Origin of the sequence: Pseudomonas sp. IT-P100, assembly GCF_949767185.1 — a bacterium.
GTDB lineage: Bacteria > Pseudomonadota > Gammaproteobacteria > Pseudomonadales > Pseudomonadaceae > Aquipseudomonas > Aquipseudomonas fluorescens_B.
In genome coordinates this window covers 911,064-926,375 of sequence record NZ_CATKQK010000011.1, presented here as the reverse complement: position 1 = coordinate 926,375, position 15,312 = coordinate 911,064, and the positions used below count along the sequence as shown (strand labels likewise).

15 protein-coding genes and 1 pseudogene are annotated in these 15,312 nt (G+C 61.8%); 6 read left to right on the top strand and 10 right to left on the bottom strand.

Annotated elements, in window-relative coordinates; genetic code table 11:
• Positions 1–4: 4 nt before the first annotated feature.
• Together ACM6IQ_RS12705 and ACM6IQ_RS12700 are read left to right on the top strand one after the other, a co-directional pair.
• Positions 5–1,273, top strand: a pseudogene (locus tag ACM6IQ_RS12705) (HAMP domain-containing protein); the annotation flags it as partial.
• 93 nt (positions 1,274–1,366) lie between these two features.
• Complete coding sequence (locus tag ACM6IQ_RS12700; protein ID WP_414878989.1) at positions 1,367–2,131, top strand: methyl-accepting chemotaxis protein; 765 nt, start codon at positions 1,367–1,369, stop codon at positions 2,129–2,131.
• 83 nt (positions 2,132–2,214) lie between these two features.
• On the opposite strand, the gene hpaC is transcribed toward ACM6IQ_RS12700, so the two are convergent.
• Positions 2,215–2,727, bottom strand: coding sequence for a 4-hydroxyphenylacetate 3-monooxygenase, reductase component (gene hpaC / locus ACM6IQ_RS12695; RefSeq protein ID WP_414878938.1), 513 nt, complete (start codon positions 2,725–2,727; stop codon positions 2,215–2,217).
• 261 nt (positions 2,728–2,988) lie between these two features.
• Here hpaC and ACM6IQ_RS12690 point away from each other — a divergent pair, with 261 nt between their 5' ends.
• Positions 2,989–3,618 carry a response regulator transcription factor gene (locus tag ACM6IQ_RS12690; protein ID WP_017338085.1) on the top strand — a complete coding sequence of 210 codons (630 nt, stop codon included), beginning with the start codon at positions 2,989–2,991 and terminating at the stop codon, positions 3,616–3,618.
• Positions 3,619–3,653: 35 nt separating this feature from the next.
• On the opposite strand, the gene feaR is transcribed toward ACM6IQ_RS12690, so the two are convergent.
• The 9 genes from feaR to ACM6IQ_RS12645 form a co-directional block, all read right to left on the bottom strand.
• Positions 3,654–4,574 (bottom strand): transcriptional regulator FeaR, encoded by a 921-nt coding sequence (gene feaR, locus ACM6IQ_RS12685; protein WP_414878937.1) that lies wholly within the window; start codon positions 4,572–4,574, stop codon positions 3,654–3,656.
• 153 nt (positions 4,575–4,727) lie between these two features.
• Entirely contained in the window at positions 4,728–5,675 is a 948-nt protein-coding gene (locus ACM6IQ_RS12680) for a PDR/VanB family oxidoreductase (RefSeq protein ID WP_017338083.1), read from the bottom strand.
• A gap of 199 nt (positions 5,676–5,874) precedes the next feature.
• The gene (locus tag ACM6IQ_RS12675; RefSeq protein WP_017338082.1) at positions 5,875–6,615 is read right to left on the bottom strand and encodes an SDR family NAD(P)-dependent oxidoreductase; all 741 of its coding nucleotides are present in this window, start codon (positions 6,613–6,615) and stop codon (positions 5,875–5,877) included.
• Between the two features lie 11 nt (positions 6,616–6,626).
• Complete coding sequence (locus ACM6IQ_RS12670) at positions 6,627–7,127, bottom strand: aromatic-ring-hydroxylating dioxygenase subunit beta (RefSeq protein WP_017338081.1); 501 nt, start codon at positions 7,125–7,127, stop codon at positions 6,627–6,629.
• Positions 7,124–8,407, bottom strand: a complete 1,284-nt coding sequence (locus ACM6IQ_RS12665) for an aromatic ring-hydroxylating oxygenase subunit alpha (protein ID WP_414878936.1) — start codon at positions 8,405–8,407, stop codon at positions 7,124–7,126. Before ACM6IQ_RS12665 ends, ACM6IQ_RS12670 begins: the two co-directional genes overlap by 4 nt.
• Positions 8,408–8,429: 22 nt before the next feature.
• The gene (locus ACM6IQ_RS12660; RefSeq protein ID WP_414878935.1) at positions 8,430–9,578 is read right to left on the bottom strand and encodes an amidase; all 1,149 of its coding nucleotides are present in this window, start codon (positions 9,576–9,578) and stop codon (positions 8,430–8,432) included.
• Entirely contained in the window at positions 9,575–10,060 is a 486-nt protein-coding gene (locus ACM6IQ_RS12655) for a nuclear transport factor 2 family protein (RefSeq protein ID WP_414878934.1), read from the bottom strand. Before ACM6IQ_RS12655 ends, ACM6IQ_RS12660 begins: the two co-directional genes overlap by 4 nt.
• Before the next feature lie 3 nt (positions 10,061–10,063).
• Entirely contained in the window at positions 10,064–10,435 is a 372-nt protein-coding gene (locus tag ACM6IQ_RS12650) for a hypothetical protein (RefSeq protein ID WP_008033901.1), read from the bottom strand.
• Between the two features lie 26 nt (positions 10,436–10,461).
• A complete protein-coding gene (locus tag ACM6IQ_RS12645) occupies positions 10,462–11,625 on the bottom strand; it encodes an acyl-CoA dehydrogenase family protein (protein WP_017338077.1) in 1,164 nt (387 codons plus the stop codon).
• A gap of 225 nt (positions 11,626–11,850) precedes the next feature.
• Between ACM6IQ_RS12645 and ACM6IQ_RS12640 the strand changes: the two genes are divergently transcribed.
• The 3 genes from ACM6IQ_RS12640 to ACM6IQ_RS12630 all read left to right on the top strand — a co-directional run bounded on the left by ACM6IQ_RS12640 (position 11,851) and on the right by ACM6IQ_RS12630 (position 15,310).
• Positions 11,851–13,332 (top strand): PAS domain-containing sensor histidine kinase, encoded by a 1,482-nt coding sequence (locus tag ACM6IQ_RS12640; RefSeq protein WP_017338076.1) that lies wholly within the window; start codon positions 11,851–11,853, stop codon positions 13,330–13,332.
• Between the two features lie 276 nt (positions 13,333–13,608).
• Positions 13,609–14,757: an amine dehydrogenase large subunit gene (locus tag ACM6IQ_RS12635; RefSeq protein ID WP_017338075.1), complete on the top strand. Its 1,149-nt coding sequence runs from the start codon at positions 13,609–13,611 to the stop codon at positions 14,755–14,757.
• A 13-nt stretch (positions 14,758–14,770) separates the two neighbouring features.
• Positions 14,771–15,310 (top strand): MauE/DoxX family redox-associated membrane protein, encoded by a 540-nt coding sequence (locus ACM6IQ_RS12630; protein ID WP_414878933.1) that lies wholly within the window; start codon positions 14,771–14,773, stop codon positions 15,308–15,310.
• Positions 15,311–15,312 lie beyond the last annotated feature (2 nt).

Genomic DNA, 15,312 nt, shown 5'->3' with positions numbered 1-15,312 from the left:
TCCAATGCACAAGAAATTCCTGACGATTCAGAGCAAGATCGCCCTCCTCGCCGGCCTCTGCCTGTTGTTGGTGGTGGGTTTGCTGATGGGTTTGTCGCTGTACCAGACCCATCAAAGCAGCCAGCAAGTGGCCCGGGCGAGCAGCGAAATGCTCGCCAATGCCGCCAGGGAACACATGCAGGCACTGGGCAAAGTGCAGGCGATGCAAGTGCAACGCACCTTCATGCAGACTCACGAATATGGCCAAGGGTTGTCGCGCTATCTGCTTTACCTCAGGCAGCTGCAACACCAGGGCAACCTGACCCGCCCACAACTGCGCCAGGCGCTGAGCACCCAGTTGCATCAGGCCCTGATCGACAAGCCCGACCTGCTCGGGCTTTATGTCATTTTCGAACCCGATGCCCTGGACGGTGCCGACGCCAGCTTCGTCGATCAGGCCGTCATGGGCAGCAACGAGACCGGGCGCTTTTCCCTGTACTGGGTGCAAAGCAAACCCGGCGAACTGCAAGCGGTGATCGGTGACGAAGCGCTGCTCGCCAACACCTCGCCCGGTCCCAGCGGCGCGCCGTACAACGCCTTCTACACCTGCGCCCGCGACAGCCGCAAAGCCTGCGTACTGGAGCCGTATTTCGACGAGGCGTCCGGCAGCCGCAAACTGGTGACCAGCATTGCGTTTCCGCTGATCGACAATGGCAAAGTCATCGCCGTGGTCGGCCTCGACATCAACCTCGCCGCCCTGCAACAGAACAGCGAAGCCAGTGCGCTCCAACTGTTCGATGGCAACGGGCAGATCAGCATCGTCAGCCCCCGTGGCGTGATCTCCGCCAACAGCCAGGACGTCAGTCGCCTCGGCCAGCCGCTGGAGAATGCCGAGGTCATGGACACCTTGCGTCAGGGCCAGCCGAAGGTGTTCGTCGACCGGCAACAGATCAACGTCCTCGAACCGCTGGCGCCAATTGCCGGTGCAGTGCCTTGGGGCGTCCTGGTCGGCGTGCCGCAGGATGTGCTGCTCGCGCCTGTCACCACGCTGCAAAAGGCACTGGACGCGCAAGGCGTGCAAAGCACGGCGCTGGAGTTGTTGCTGGGCGGCGGTTCGGCCCTGCTCGGGCTGGTGTTGATCTGGTACGCGGCCTATCGCATCACCCGGCCACTGCAATTACTGACGCGGGTCATGGAGGACATTTCCTTGGGCGAAGGCGATCTGACCCGACGGCTGGCCGTGCAATCACGGGATGAAATCGGCCAACTGGCAACCGCGTTCAACCGGTTTGTCGAGCGCATTCATCACTCGATCCGCGAAGTGTCTTCAGCGGCGACCGGCGTCAATGAAGGTGCCAAACGCGTGCTGCTGGCAACCCATTCATCGATGAGCAACTTCGACGAACAATCGATCCGAACCAACAGCGTGGCGGCGGCCATCAACGAACTGGGCGCCGCCGCCCAGGAAATTGCGACCAACGCCTCCGACGCCTCACAGCAAGCCTCCGCCGCGCGCCAACAAGCCGAAGACGGGCGTCAGGTGGTCGAGCGCACGATTCAGGTGATGAACGAACTGTCCGGAAAAATCAGTGCGTCGTGCGTCAACATCGAAGTGCTGAACAGTAAAACTGTGAACATCGGGCAGATTCTCGAAGTGATCAAGGGCATCTCTCAGCAGACCAACCTGCTGGCGCTCAACGCAGCGATCGAAGCGGCGCGGGCCGGTGAAGCAGGCCGTGGCTTTGCGGTGGTTGCCGATGAAGTGCGCAGCCTGGCCGGGCGCACGCAGACCTCGGCAGCGGAGATTCAGCAGATGATCGAAGCGCTGCAAATCGGTGCGCGTGAATCGGTGACGACCATGACCGAGAGCCAGCAACACAGCGAAGAAAGCGTCAACATCGCCAACCTCGCCGGCAAGCGGCTGGGCAGCGTGACCCAGCGTATTGGCGAGATCGACAATGTGAACCAGTCGGTCGCTGCGGCGACTGAGGAACAGACGTCGGTGGTCGAGGCGTTGAACGTGGACATCACCGAGATCAACACACTGAACCAACAAGGGGTAGAGAACCTGCAATCGACGTTGCAGGCCTGTACCGAACTGGAGCGGGAGGTTGGGCGGTTGAATCATTTGGTGGGGAGTTTTCGGATCTGAAATGAGCGTTGCCTGATCTTCCGCCATCGCGGGCAAGCCCTGTGGGAGCCTGGCTTGCCCGCGATGAACGATAACGCGGTCTCTCAGCAATGCGCTCCGGCATGCTCCAGCCGATGGAACAGCCGGTTGAAATACACCAGGCTATCCCCCTCTCCACGCACCCCGACCTTCGACAACTCCACAAACATCACCGAATGCGACCCCACCTCCTTGCACTCGCTGATGCGCCCTTCCAGCTGCACCAGCGCATCCCGCAGCACCGGCACGCCCGTGTCGCCGCCGTCCCACAGATCCCAGGCGAAACGCTCTTCCATCGACACCTTGGTCATCCCGGCGAAGTGCCGGGCCAGCTCTTCCTGCTCGCCGCACAGCACGTTCACGCACAGCCGGCCGTTGGTGCGAAACACATCGTGGGTGGCGCTGTTGCGGTTGACGCACACCAGCACGGTCGGCGGCGAGTCCGTCACCGAGCACACGGCGCTGGCGGTGATGCCGCAGCGCCCTCCGGGGCCGTTGGTGGTGATGATGTTCACCGCCGCCGGCAACTGCGCCATGGCGTTGCGAAAGTCAATTTGCTGCTGGCTCAGGTCGGCCATGTCGGTGCCCCTTCCTTCATGAGGACCGCGCGTTCGCGGCCCGTAGGTGATGGAACAAGACTAAAGCCCGGCGCGGCGCGCAACCATTCTGACGAATCCCATGGCGAGGTGGGCTTTCCGCTAGTCGACTAGGTGGTTTCTTTATCGTCAGGGCCTGCCGCAATGGGTATTCTGCTGATGTGCGTCAACACAGGCGCCGATGTCCGCCGCAGCGTGCACGCGTGCGAAAACAATAATTAGAAATTCTCGTGGCAGTCCCTGATGGAAACCCGCAAACCGATTGTTTATATCGTTGATGACGACAAGGATTTGCGCACGTCGCTGGCCTGGTTGCTGGAGTCGGTCAGCGTGCAGGCGCAGTGCTTTGCCGGCGCTGAAGAGTTCCTGAGTCAGTACGACCCCAGGCAACCGGCGTGCCTGGTGCTGGATGTGCGCATGCCGGAAACCAGTGGCTTTCAGCTGCAGGAAATCCTCAACCAGCGCGGCAGCACCCTGCCGACCATCTTCGTCTCCGCGCATGGCGACATTCCGATGTCGGTGACGGCGATGAAGAACGGTGCGCTGGATTTCGTTGAGAAGCCCTACAACCCGCAGCAAATGATTGACCGCATTCAAGCGGCGCTGAAGACAGCCGTGCATGCCCAGGCCGATCAGGAGCAACGCCAGCACCTGCAAAGCAAACTGGCCTTGCTGACCAGTCGTGAGCGGGAAGTGTTGATGCTGGTGATCGATGGCAAGGCGAGCAAGGTCATCGCCCGGGAGCTGAACATCAGCGTGAAAACCGTTGATGTGCACCGGACCAAGATCAAGGAAAAAATGGGCGTGACCAGCATTGCCATGCTGGTGCGTGAAGTGCTGCATTTGCCGGCGGAAGAGCCGGCGCGGCATTGAGGCGCTTCGGGGACTGTCAGAGCGCCATCAAGCAATCAGTTCTGGCTATAACGCTTGCGGTACACCCCCGGCGACACGCCGAAACGCGACTTGAACGCCGACGAGAAGTAACTGGAATCAGAGAATCCCCAGGCATAACACAGCGCCGAAAGCTTCTGTTCAACGTTGGAGCGGCGCAGGTTCTCTGCGCAGAAATCCAGGCGCCGGTGCTTGATGTATTGCGCCACCACCAGGCCGCGCTTGGAGAACATCCGGTACAACCCCCGCACTGAAATCCCCACCTCCCGGGCGATCAGCTCGGGGCATAGCTCTTCGGCGCTGATGTGTTCGTCGATGTAGGCGATGATCTTGCGAAACTGCCGCTCGTGGGCATCGCCGCCGCTGTCGCGGGTGCTGATCCCCGGCAACAGCAGGCTGACCAGGGCATCGAGCACCGCTTCGCTCTCTTGCATGTCCAGGCCTTCCTGCTGCCGGGTGTCCATGACCAGTTTGTTGGCCATCGCTGCCAGTGGCGTGCTGGCCGCGATTCGGGTGGCGCAGTTGACCGTATTGAAATGCGAACCGCGCTCGACCACCTGACGCGGCAGGATCAGCGACAGCTGTCGGGAGTCCTCGTTATAGGTCATGTCACTTGGGCGACAGGCATCGATCAGGGCGATGTCGCCCGCCCCCAGTCGAGCGCGATTTTCACCCTGCTCCAGCTGTGAACTGCCGCGCATCTGGAACACCGCGTAATAGTGGCCGTCGCGGCTGACGCTGACGTCTTTGCTGGTGCGATACAGGTGCACGTGCGCCATGTCGACCACACTGAGGTTGATGGCACCGCTGCGGTATTCCGCGAGCTCACCGTAGAAATCCGTATCCAGAGCCCTGGCATCGAAACGCCCACAGGCCTGGTTGACCTGGCTCAACCAGTTTTCGAACGCCTCATTGCGAACCGCCGAAGAAGTCATCATCACTGCAAAGCCTCACGCCTGTTTTATTGTTATTTTTCGACCGCTTCGTCGAGCGGTTCGGCAAATATTACGTACCTGGCTGTCTCCTCCGTTGACGGCCGCCAGAGCGCTATTCAACAGGCTCCGGCCCTGGGTTGCCAGCCTTCCCTTGCGTTAGATGTCCAATACCAGACGAGCGGAAACGGCCCGGGAAACGCAGGCGCAAATCTGCTTGTTGGACGCCTTCTCCTTGTTCGAGAGACAGTTGTCACGGTGTTCCGGTACGCCGTCCAGTACCTCGACGATGCACGTGCCGCAGATGCCTTCGCGGCATTCGGTGTCGATGTCGCAACCGTGGGCCTGCAACACATCGACCAGACTGGCGTTGGCCGGGACCTGGAGCACCACGCCGGAACTGGCGAGCTCCACTTCGAATCCGCCGCTCGGACCGGCATTGGCCGACGGGTCGGCCTGGAAGTGTTCGAGGTGGATAGCGTCGTCAGACCGGCTGCGCGCCGCGACGTCCACCACTGTGTTCATGAACGGCGCAGGGCCGCAGGTGTAGACATGTGCCGCACTGCCCGCCTGGTTCAGGCATTCGCTCAACGCGGCATCCATATCACCCGGCTCGAGTCCGTAGTGGAACTGCACATGCCCGGCGAACGTGCTCGCCAACAGCTCGGCAAACGCCGCGTACTGCGGCGAACGAGCAAAATAATGCAAGCGCCACGGCTGGCCCGTTTCCGCCAGCCGATAGGCCATGCTCAGCAGCGGCGTGACGCCGATACCGGCTGCGCACAACACGTGCTCGGTGGCCGTCGGGTCGAGGCGGAACAGGTTGCGCGGCGCGCCCATTTCCAGCTCCATGCCCTCTTCCACCTCGTGCAGCGCCGCCGAGCCGCCCCGGGACTGCGCTTCTTTCTTCACCGCGACCAGATACGCACGACGGTCCTGGGGCGGACTGCACAGCGAATACTGGCGAGTGACCCCGGTCGGCCCGGTCAGGTCGACATGGGCACCGGGTTCATAGGCGTCGAGCGGCTGACCGTCACTGCGCACGAGGCGAAAGGAGCGGATATCCAGCGCTTCGTCGACGATCCTTTCGATCTTCACCTTCATCATTGCGTCACCTGAAATACGGTTGTTTTTATTAAGGAGCCTTCAAGTCGAACACGGACCTGTGGTCTGGGAGCCTCTGTGACAAGGGAGCTTGCTCCCGCTCGACTGCGCAGCAGTCGCAAAAACTGCGAGATTCGGGGCCGCTTCGCAGCCCAGCGGGAGCAAGCTTCCTCGCCACAACGGGCCGCGTCGCACCGAAAAATCAGCGCATGAACAACCCGCCGTTAATGTCCCAACACGCGCCGGTTACCGAGGCCGCGTGATCGGCGATCAGCAGCAGGACCGTGTCGGCGATGAACCCGGGATCGCCGAGGGTGCCCGTCGGGATCATTTTCAGGATCTGTTCCAGACGCTCCGGCGCCACCGTTTCACGCACCACTGGCAAGTCCAGCGGCCCCGGCGAGAGACTGTTGACCGTCACCCCTTGCGGCGCCAGTTCACGGGCGAAGACTTTGGTCAGCGTCGCCACACCCCCCTTGGCCGCCGCGTAATGTGCGCCCGTGGCGGTGCCGCCGTTTTGCCCGGCAAGCGAGGCGATGTTGACGATGCGGCCGAACCCGCGCTCGGCAAAGTGCGCGCCGAACACCTGGCACGCGACAAACGTGCCGCGCAGGTTGATCGCCAGCGACTCATCGAACTCTTCCGGCGTGATGTCCATCAGTGCCGCCACTTTCGACACACCGGCGTTGTTCACCAGAATGTCGGTGCCGCCCCACCGCTCGGCGAGCACGTCGCGGGCACGGACAAAATCGGCTTTGTTGCGCACGTCCAGTTCGATGGCGACGGCACTCGCGCCGCTGCCATCCAGCTGCGCCGCCAGACGTTGCACGCCGTCGAGGCGCACATCCGCCAGACCCACGCGATACCCCGCCGCGTGCAAACGACGGGCGATGCATTCGCCAAGACCGCGCGACGCGCCGGTGACCAAGGCTACTCGGTTCATGGTGTTGACCCTCACAGCAGGAAACCGAGCGCGCTCAGGCTGTCGGTGGAATTGATCAGGCGCACGACCTTGCGCTCCAGCTTCGCGACACCGTCGGTGAAGCGAATGCGATGGTTCAGGTCAGCCACGAACGGCGTGTGCACGCCGCGTTTGTAGGCGTACAGCAACTGCGCGGAATTCACGTCAACCACGTCCCCCGCCGCTTCCACCAGACGAAAGCGCGAAACGCTGCGCACGGTTTTCGCCGCGTCCACCGCCGACGGCGAGTAGCCGGCAGTCAAGCGTTCGATGCGCAAGTCACGCATGCGTGCATCGTCATAGGCGTAGTTGAGGCTGGCCTCGAAGTCTTCGGTGTCCGGGTCGATCGGCACGATGTAGCGGCCGTTGTCGCTCCACAATGTTGCCCATTCGGCGTAGCGCTTGTGATCGAGCAGTTCGGCTTCGCGCCAGATGAACTCGATGGCCTGGGCCAACGGGCCGGAAAAACCGTTCAGGGTGTCGTGATTGCTCATTGGCTCATCATCCTTTTCCACATGTCATAGGCACCGCGCATGCCGCCCTCATCGGTGGCGTGGCTGACCTTGTCACCGTTTTCAGCAATGATTTCGCGATTGAGGCCGCGGTTGACCAGAATCGGCGCATTGACGCCGGCGTACGAACCGCGCTGCACTCGGTCCCAGGCCTCGGCATCATCCGGACTGCCGAAACCGAACGGACCCTGGAAATGCTCGTGAATACGCAAGCGTTCGCGGTTGGCGATTTCCGGACCGCCATCCATGCCAAGCGCGACGTGACGGATCTCCGTCTCAGTCACCGAGACCGGACGCAGCACGCGGAAGAACGACATCGACATCGCGACGTTCGGGAACAGGTTCAGGTTGAAACCGGCGCCGTGCAGCGAACGGACGATGCGGCGTACTTGCGCAGGCTCCATGGTTTTCGACAGTTCTTCGGTGACGTGAGCGAAGCGTTCCTGCAATTGTTCGGTGCCGTCGTCGTGATCAAGATCGACGTGCTCCGGGACCATCACCATCACGCTGTGGCCATTGCCCAGCGAATGGGTGACGGCTTGCTCGTCGGTCATGAACGAGAGCATTTCCGAGGTTTCTTCGTCCACCGACGACATGAACGACTTGTGTACGATCGGGAAGTGATAGCCGTCCGTGGTGTTTTCCAGCTGGATCTTCCAGTTGCCCTTGAAGCTGAACCTGTGTTCGCCCTGAGTCTTGATCGGGTAACCGGCGCCCTGCTTCATGAACAGGTCCATCCAGTGTTTTGCACCGCCAAGGAAATCCACCAACGGCTCGATCTCGTCGTTGTAACTGGCGAAGACCATGCCGGCATAACTCTCCACGCGCAGGCGGGTGAGCGGCAGTTCGGATTTTTCCAGAATGCCTTCGTAGCCATCCGGATAAGGCAGCGCACGCAGTTTGCCGTCGAGGCCATACGACCAGCTGTGATACGGACAGGTGAAACCGGTGGCGTTGCCCTTGTGCTTTTCACACACCGTGGCGCCACGGTGCCGGCAGCGGTTTTCCAGGACGTTGATCTGGCCCTTCTTGTCGCGTACCACAATCACCGGGCGACGGCCGATGGTCGCGGTCTTGAAGTCGCCGCTGTTGCGCACTTCGCTTTCGTGGGCAACCCAGACCCAGGTGCGGTAGAAAATCTTTTCCAGCTCGACTTCGAACAGTGCCGGGTCGTTGTACAGCGAAACGTCGACCCGGTCGTGGCTGACCAATTCGTCCGGGCTTTTCGATGATGCGATCAGCCGGTATTCATGAGTGCTCATGCGGTTCTCCTCATGGCTTTTCTTATGACTTCTTTTCAGGGGTTGGCCGCTCAAGGGCCATGCTCTGTTGCAACTGCGCACCGAAGGCGCAGACAAGCTCGTCCTGGCCTTTACGGCCCACAATCTGCAGGCCGACTTTCAGCCCGCCGCACTCCAGTTCCACCGGCACCGTCAGTGCCGGATGGCCGCTGAGGTTGAAAGGCCGAACCAGTGGCGTCATGCCGGCCACGGCTTTGCTCGCGCTGCGCGCATCAATCAGCGTCGGTGGCAGGCTTGGCATCGTCGGTAACAACAGCACCGCAAACTCCTCCAGGGCGGCGTCCACTTGCTGAGTGAAACGTGCGCGAACTTTTTCAGCCTGCGCCAGCTCGGCGGCGTTGGTGCGGCTGGCGACCAACAGACGTTGCTCGACATCCGCGCCGATCAGGCCTTTACCGGTGAGGTGACCGAACGCGGCCCAGTTTTCGACGTTGATGACGGTCAGGCCGGCGGCAAACGCGGCCTCGAACTCGCTCAGGTGCAGGAGGCTGCGACGCCAGCCGGCACGGTCGGCGGCGGTGTCGAGGCAGGCTTGCAATAGCGGGTCGCAATCGACTTCAAGGAAACCGACTGACGCGTTACTCGTTGGCAAACCCTGAACCTGAAAGCCAGGGCAAATCACCTGCATCGCAGCAATCAAATCCGCCATGTCGGCAGCAAACGGCCCGACGCAATCAAGACTGGAAACCGCCGGATGGGCGCCGACCCGGCTGACCCGCCCGTATGTCGGCTTCAACCCGGCAATGCCGCAACACGCCGCCGGTACGCGAACCGAACCGCCCGTGTCGGTGCCAATGGCGATGTCCGCCAGACCGGCGGCGACGGCTGCGGCCGAACCGCTGGAGGAACCGCCCGGCACCCGGTCCGGCGCCTGCGGATTGATCGGGGTGCCGGTCCAGTCGTTGATGCCGGTGACGCCGAAGGCCAACTCGTGCAGGTTGGTTTTGCCGACGATTTGCCAGCCTGCATCGAGGATCGCGTCCACCACGTCGGCGTTGCGCACCGCCGGTTTGGCATCGGCAAATGCACGACTGCCCGAACGCGTCGGATGGCCGGCAATGTCGATCGAGTCTTTGATCGCGACCCGTTTACCGCCACCACCGAGTCGAAATTCGCTGATAAACGTACTCATGCGCCCGGCTCCGAGGTGAAGAGGTCCGTGTTGAACAAGCGTTGCGTACGCAAATGCGCGATCAGCCAGAGGCCGTCGACACAGCGGAAATCGATATTCAACCGTGTGCCGAACAGCTCACTGCGGCCATCGGTGTAAGTGGATATCTGCTGCATGATCCACTGCCCTCGAGCCGTGTTGCCGTCGACCGTGATCGACTCGCTGGTGAGGTAATGCAGGTTCAGGCGAAAGTGCTCCGAGGGCGGCAAGTAACTGCCGACGAATGCCGCCACCGCATCACGCCCACGGTGCTGGCCGAAGGTCTGCGCGGTGACGCTGCCGATGCCTTCCCAGATCGCATCGATGCAGAACAACGCCGCCAACTCGCTGACTTGAGTCACCGCCCTCGGCACATCGCACAAGTCCATATAACGCGCCATCAAGCGACGCACCTGACTCTCCCCTTCGAGCGTCGCGAGACGCTGCAGCAAGGCCTCGTTCATGGCTTACACCCTGGCCGCATCTGGAATGGTCAGCGGGCGACCGATGCGCGCTTCTACCTTGGCGTAACGCCACAGGCTGTATTCGTTCACCGGTGTGGTGCGAAACAGGTTGCAGGCGTCGATCACCGACTGGTGGCAGTCGACGTCGGCCATGATGTAGACGGTCCACGGCGAGGTGGTGGACGGGCCGACCATCAGCCGGTCATCGTCCATCGCGCCCAGAACGGTAATGCCGGGCATGGCGCCGAGGGAGCCCATCATCTGGCTGAAACCCTTCCACACGCTCAGGCCTTCGCCGGTGGGCAGGTCAAAAAAATTCTGGGTGATACCGATGCAAAAGACGACGCGCAGAGGTTCTTGGGTGGTCTGGGACATGGGGGTTGATCCTTTGAATAATGGGTTCAGATGTAGCCAGGGAATGGCGGCACGCCGAGGAACACCGAGCCGGCGCCGTCGTACAGGCCTTCACTGAGGAACGCGTGTTGGGTGACCACCATCGAATCGCGCAGGTAGCGCTGCAGCGGATGGCGCAGGTAAATCGCGGTGGTGCCGGCGAGGCTGTAAGCGCTCTGCACCACGGCCGCTCCGGCCTGGGAAACGTGGATCGCGCTGAGGCGCAACAGGCTGGTTTGTTCGGCGGTAACCGGGTTGCCGGCAAGGATCGAATGCCACACCTGCTCGGTGGCGCCGTAGAAGAAACCGCGCGCGGCGGCCAAACGCGCTTCGGCCTTGGCGATCTCGATGCGCACGTAGGCACGGTCGGCCATTTTCGGCGCGCCGGTGATGCCGCTGCCGGCCGCCATGCGGCTGACTTCATCGAGCGCGGCGCGGGCCAGGCCGAGGTTGACCACGGCCAGCACTTGCGCGGCGTAGGCAATCGAGGGGTAGCGGAACAGCGGCTCGTCGATGGTCGAAGCGCCGCCACGGATGAAGGTCCAGCGTTCATCGACGCGTTGGTCGGTGACGCGCAAATCGTGGCTGCCAGTGCCTTTGAGGCCGACCACGTCCCAGTTTTCGACGATGTCGACTTGATCGGCGCGCAAGACCGCGGTGCGTGGTTTGCCGCCGGCAGCGCCAATACCCACGCCGAGCAGATCGGCGCCCTTGCAGCCGCTGGCGAATTTCCAGGTGCCGCTGACCTGCCAGCCGCCCTCGACGGTTTCGGCGGGTTGCAGCGGAAACAAGCCGCCGGCGAACACCAGGTCAGGACTTTTCGAGTAAATTTCAGCGAGGGTTTCTGGCGGCAATGCGGCGAGATAAACACCCGCACTGCCGAAGCTGGCCACCCAGCCGGCCGAGCCGTCGGCTTCGGAAATGCGTTCGATCATTCGCAGGAAAAGCGCCGGCGCCAGGGCGTCACCACCAAAGCATTTCGGCGTGGCGGCACGGTAGATGCCCACCTGTTTGAAGCGTTCGATCATGTCCCTCGGCACGTGGGAGCCGGTGTCGAATTCCTCACGACGCTGGCGCACTTCCTCCAGCACCTGCTCAAAGGCCTGGCTGTGGACGGTGTTCTCGTCGACGCCTGGCAGAGGGTCTTTCTCCGCGACAGCTGAGCGCAGCATGGGCTTCTCTCCGTTTAATTGTTATTGGTCGGAGCCTGCCTGGCGGCGTGGCGACCGTTGATGGGCTCAGTGTAAAAACCGCATCGGGTCGCCACTATTGGTGCGTGTAGCCACTTGGCTAAAGAAATCCCCTAGCCCGCCCCTGGTTACTTCTGAGCGCATCCCCACGCGCAAGACGGTATAAAACGCCATACTTCCCTTTCACCGGTTCCTCTGGGCTGCGCGATGTACCTGCCAAAACCGCACGACTTTTTCACCCTCATCGAAGCCATGCCGTTGTGCATCATTCTTCACGACGCACAGAGCAAGGAGATTCTCTGGGCCAACGCTGCCGCCCTGAGCGCGCTCGGTTTCACCCTGGAAGAACTGACGCCACTGAAAGCCCCGGACATGACCCGCGATGCGCCGAAGTACCGGCGCTCGGTGGGTTTGCGCTGGCTCGAAGGCGCCGCGCGCACGGGCCAGCGCGCCATCGAGTGGTGTTATCGCTCCAAGCAGGGGGTTGAAATTCTGTCCGAGGCGGTCGCCACACTGGTGCATCTGGAAGGGCGCGATGTGTTGATGGTGCAATTTCGCGACATTTCCAGGGAAGACAAGGTCAAGCGCGACCTCAAGCGTTTCGAGAGTCGGCTCAAGGCGTTCATGCAGGACCTGGCCGAAGGTGTTGCGGTGCTTGGTCCTGAGGGAGATATCCGTTTTATCAGCGACTCCGGCGCCCATTTGCTCAACAGCGAAGAGCACGCGCTGATCGGCGAAAATTTCCTGTCCTGGTGCGACGAGGAGTCACGCCAGCGCCTGTTGCAACAGTTGGCCAGCGAAACACCGGAACACGCACCGTTCAGCGTGCACTACCACGTGCAACGCCGCGACGGTGAGTGGCGCTGGCATGAAGCGACCTGTCGTTTTATCGAAATCGAAGACGATCTGGTTGGCCATCTGCTGTTGTTTCGCGACGTCACCGAGCAAGTGCGCGCCGAAGAAGCGCGGCGCGTCAGCGAGCAAAAACTCGAGTACCTGGCCCGCTACAACGCCATGGGCGAAATGGCCGTGGCGATAGCCCATGAGCTGAGCCAGCCGCTGGCCGCCACCCGCAACTTCATCGAAGGCGCGATGATTCGCCTGAACAAAGAGCAAGCCACCGATCAGGGCGTCGCCTGGGGCTTGCAAAACGCCGTGCGGCAAATCGAGCATGCGTCGCTGATCATCAAGAGCGTGCGCGATTACGTGGTCAAGCTGGAGCAAAGCGAAGAGCTGATCGACCTCAATGCGTTGCTGCGCGAAACCCGTTACTTCATCAGCCTGCGCGCCGACCCGAGTCAGGTCCGCGTCGACATTGTCGCCAGCCCGGTGCCGCTGATGGTGAGCTGCGAAAAAGTGCTGATCGGTCAGGTCATTCTCAATCTGGCGTTCAACGCGATTGAAGAGATGAACGACTTGCCGGTCGAACGACGGGTGTTGCGGATTCAGGCCAGCGCCGAGAACCACCTGGCGCTGGTGCGCATCGAAGACTGCGGTCGCGGCATTCAGGCCCAGGCGCAAGAGAAGCTCTTCGACGGCTTCTTCTCCTCCAAGGTCAGCGGCAACGGTATCGGCCTGGCGCTGTGCAAAAACATCATCGGCCGTCACCGTGGCGATATCTGGGCGCAAAACCTTGAGCCCTGCGGCGCCGTGTTCACCTTCTCCCTTCCCCTCGCCACTCCCGCCTGACACTCGAAGACTCGCTACGACCAAAACCTGAGACAAGCACAAAACCTGTGGCGAGGGGTTTACCCCCCTTGCCACAGGTTTTTCACCCGACTCCTGCGCCCAGTTGATCGGCAGTTTCTGCGATTTCGAAATGTGCTTCTTGAGACTGGCACAGACACACAAACACTTGGCAGCCACAGCAATTCACCCCCTCGGCCGGCGAGGCAGAATCGAACTGCAAAAATCTGCCAATGCACCCGCGATTTGCGTGAACAATAATTCAGGGAGTTCCCCCTAATGCGAGCCACCAGGATCACCGTACAGTCAGCGCTGAGTCTCAGCCTGCTGGTACTGGGTTTGAACAATGCCAGCGCGGATCTGCCCGCTGACACGATCGGCCAGACCGTTCTGGCATTTCCACCGGAAGTCCATCGCGCGTTCATCGTCGACGTCGAATTCGAAAGCTTCGTGGCCGGCCGCGTCACCGTGGTCGACCCCGACAAAAAACGCGTCCTCGGCATGGTACCCACCGGTTTTGCGGCGCCTTCGACGCTCAGCCACGATCAGAAAACCCTCTACAGCGCCGACATCTTTTACTCACGCGGCACCCGTGGCACACGCACGGATGTATTGACCGCATGGGACAGCTCGACCCTGTCGCCGGCCTGGGAGCTGTTGATTCCGACCAAGCGCGCCGAGTCGCTGACCCAGCGCTACGGCTTGAAGACCAGCGGCGATGACCGCTTCGTCTACGTCTACAACTTCACGCCGTCGACTTCAGTGACCGTGGTCGACACCCAGGCCAAGTCCGTCGCCGCTGAACTGGCGATTCCGGGTTGCGTACTCAACTACCCGATCGGCAACCGCCGCTTCGCCTCGCTGTGCGGCGATGGCAGCCTGCAGGTGATCACGCTCAACGATCAGGGCCAGGAAACCGCGCGCAGCCGCACGCCGTTCTTCGACCCCAATGCTGAGAAGCTCAATGAGCGCGCGGTGAACATCGGCGACACCTATTACTTCACCACCACGACGGGCACGGTGCGCCCGGTGGATTTCTCTGCCGATGCACCGAAAATCCTGCCGGCGTGGTCACTGACCAGCGACGAGGAAAAGAAAGCCGGATGGGCGCCCGGTGGCTGGCAGCTGATGGCCGTCGCGCCAAAGCTGAACCGTTTGTACGTGCTGATGCACGACGCTCACGAACCGATGAAGTGGGAAGACCCGAGCCCGCTGATCTGGGCGTTTGATCTGAAAACCCACAAGAAGGTGGCGACGCTGGAAGCACCGGTACCGGTCTGGAGCATGCAGGCCACCGGCGACGACAAGCCGCTGCTGCTCGGCACGGACGTTGAAGGCGGCTTGCAGATTTTCGACCTCAAGACCAACACGCTCACTGGCAGCATGCCGAAAGTCGCCAAAACCGCGACTCAGGTCATGAGCTACTAAACGAGGTTCGGCCATGTATATCGATCCGATCTTCATCATTGCCAGCGCGCTCGCGATTGCGGTGTTGCTGGCCAGTGCCGCGACGCACAAGTTACGTGCACCGGCACGTTTTGCCAGGCAACTGGGCGACTACCAACTGCTGCCTGGCGCGATCGTGCGCCCTGTCGCCCGAGTCATTCCAGTGATTGAACTGGCGATTGCCTTTGCGCTGCTGGTGCCGGCCTGCCGTTCGTGGGCGGCGCTCAGTGCTGCCAGCCTGATCGCGCTCTACGCCGCGGCCATCGGCATCAACCTGTGGCGCGGTCGCGGCGACATCGACTGCGGTTGTGCCGGCCCGGACCAGGCGCAGCCATTGCGTCCGGTTCTGCTGTTGCGCAACAGCGCGCTGGTGGTCCTGGCGCTGCTGGCCAGCGTGTCGCCGGTCGCCCGTGACCTTGGTTTTTTCGACGGCTTCGTCACTGTCGCCGCCAGCGCCGTCGCGCTGCTGATTTACGCCACAGCCGACGGCTTGCTGGCGAACTCCCCTCTTCTGCTCAAACTGATTGGTAGGTGATC

Coding starts and splice junctions, on each gene's coding strand:
- ACM6IQ_RS12670 (WP_017338081.1), bottom strand. CDS start 7,127: ATGAGCAATCACGACACCCTGAACGGTTTTTCCGGCCCGTTGGCCCAG.
- hpaC (WP_414878938.1), bottom strand. CDS start 2,727: ATGGCCGACCTGAGCCAGCAGCAAATTGACTTTCGCAACGCCATGGCG.
- ACM6IQ_RS12640 (WP_017338076.1), top strand. CDS start 11,851: ATGTACCTGCCAAAACCGCACGACTTTTTCACCCTCATCGAAGCCATG.
- ACM6IQ_RS12675 (WP_017338082.1), bottom strand. CDS start 6,615: ATGAACCGAGTAGCCTTGGTCACCGGCGCGTCGCGCGGTCTTGGCGAA.
- feaR (WP_414878937.1), bottom strand. CDS start 4,574: ATGATGACTTCTTCGGCGGTTCGCAATGAGGCGTTCGAAAACTGGTTG.
- ACM6IQ_RS12690 (WP_017338085.1), top strand. CDS start 2,989: ATGGAAACCCGCAAACCGATTGTTTATATCGTTGATGACGACAAGGAT.
- ACM6IQ_RS12680 (WP_017338083.1), bottom strand. CDS start 5,675: ATGATGAAGGTGAAGATCGAAAGGATCGTCGACGAAGCGCTGGATATC.
- ACM6IQ_RS12630 (WP_414878933.1), top strand. CDS start 14,771: ATGTATATCGATCCGATCTTCATCATTGCCAGCGCGCTCGCGATTGCG.
- ACM6IQ_RS12660 (WP_414878935.1), bottom strand. CDS start 9,578: ATGAGTACGTTTATCAGCGAATTTCGACTCGGTGGTGGCGGTAAACGG.
- ACM6IQ_RS12700 (WP_414878989.1), top strand. CDS start 1,367: ATGAGCAACTTCGACGAACAATCGATCCGAACCAACAGCGTGGCGGCG.
- ACM6IQ_RS12655 (WP_414878934.1), bottom strand. CDS start 10,060: ATGAACGAGGCCTTGCTGCAGCGTCTCGCGACGCTCGAAGGGGAGAGT.
- ACM6IQ_RS12650 (WP_008033901.1), bottom strand. CDS start 10,435: ATGTCCCAGACCACCCAAGAACCTCTGCGCGTCGTCTTTTGCATCGGT.
- ACM6IQ_RS12665 (WP_414878936.1), bottom strand. CDS start 8,407: ATGAGCACTCATGAATACCGGCTGATCGCATCATCGAAAAGCCCGGAC.
- ACM6IQ_RS12645 (WP_017338077.1), bottom strand. CDS start 11,625: ATGCTGCGCTCAGCTGTCGCGGAGAAAGACCCTCTGCCAGGCGTCGAC.
- ACM6IQ_RS12635 (WP_017338075.1), top strand. CDS start 13,609: ATGCGAGCCACCAGGATCACCGTACAGTCAGCGCTGAGTCTCAGCCTG.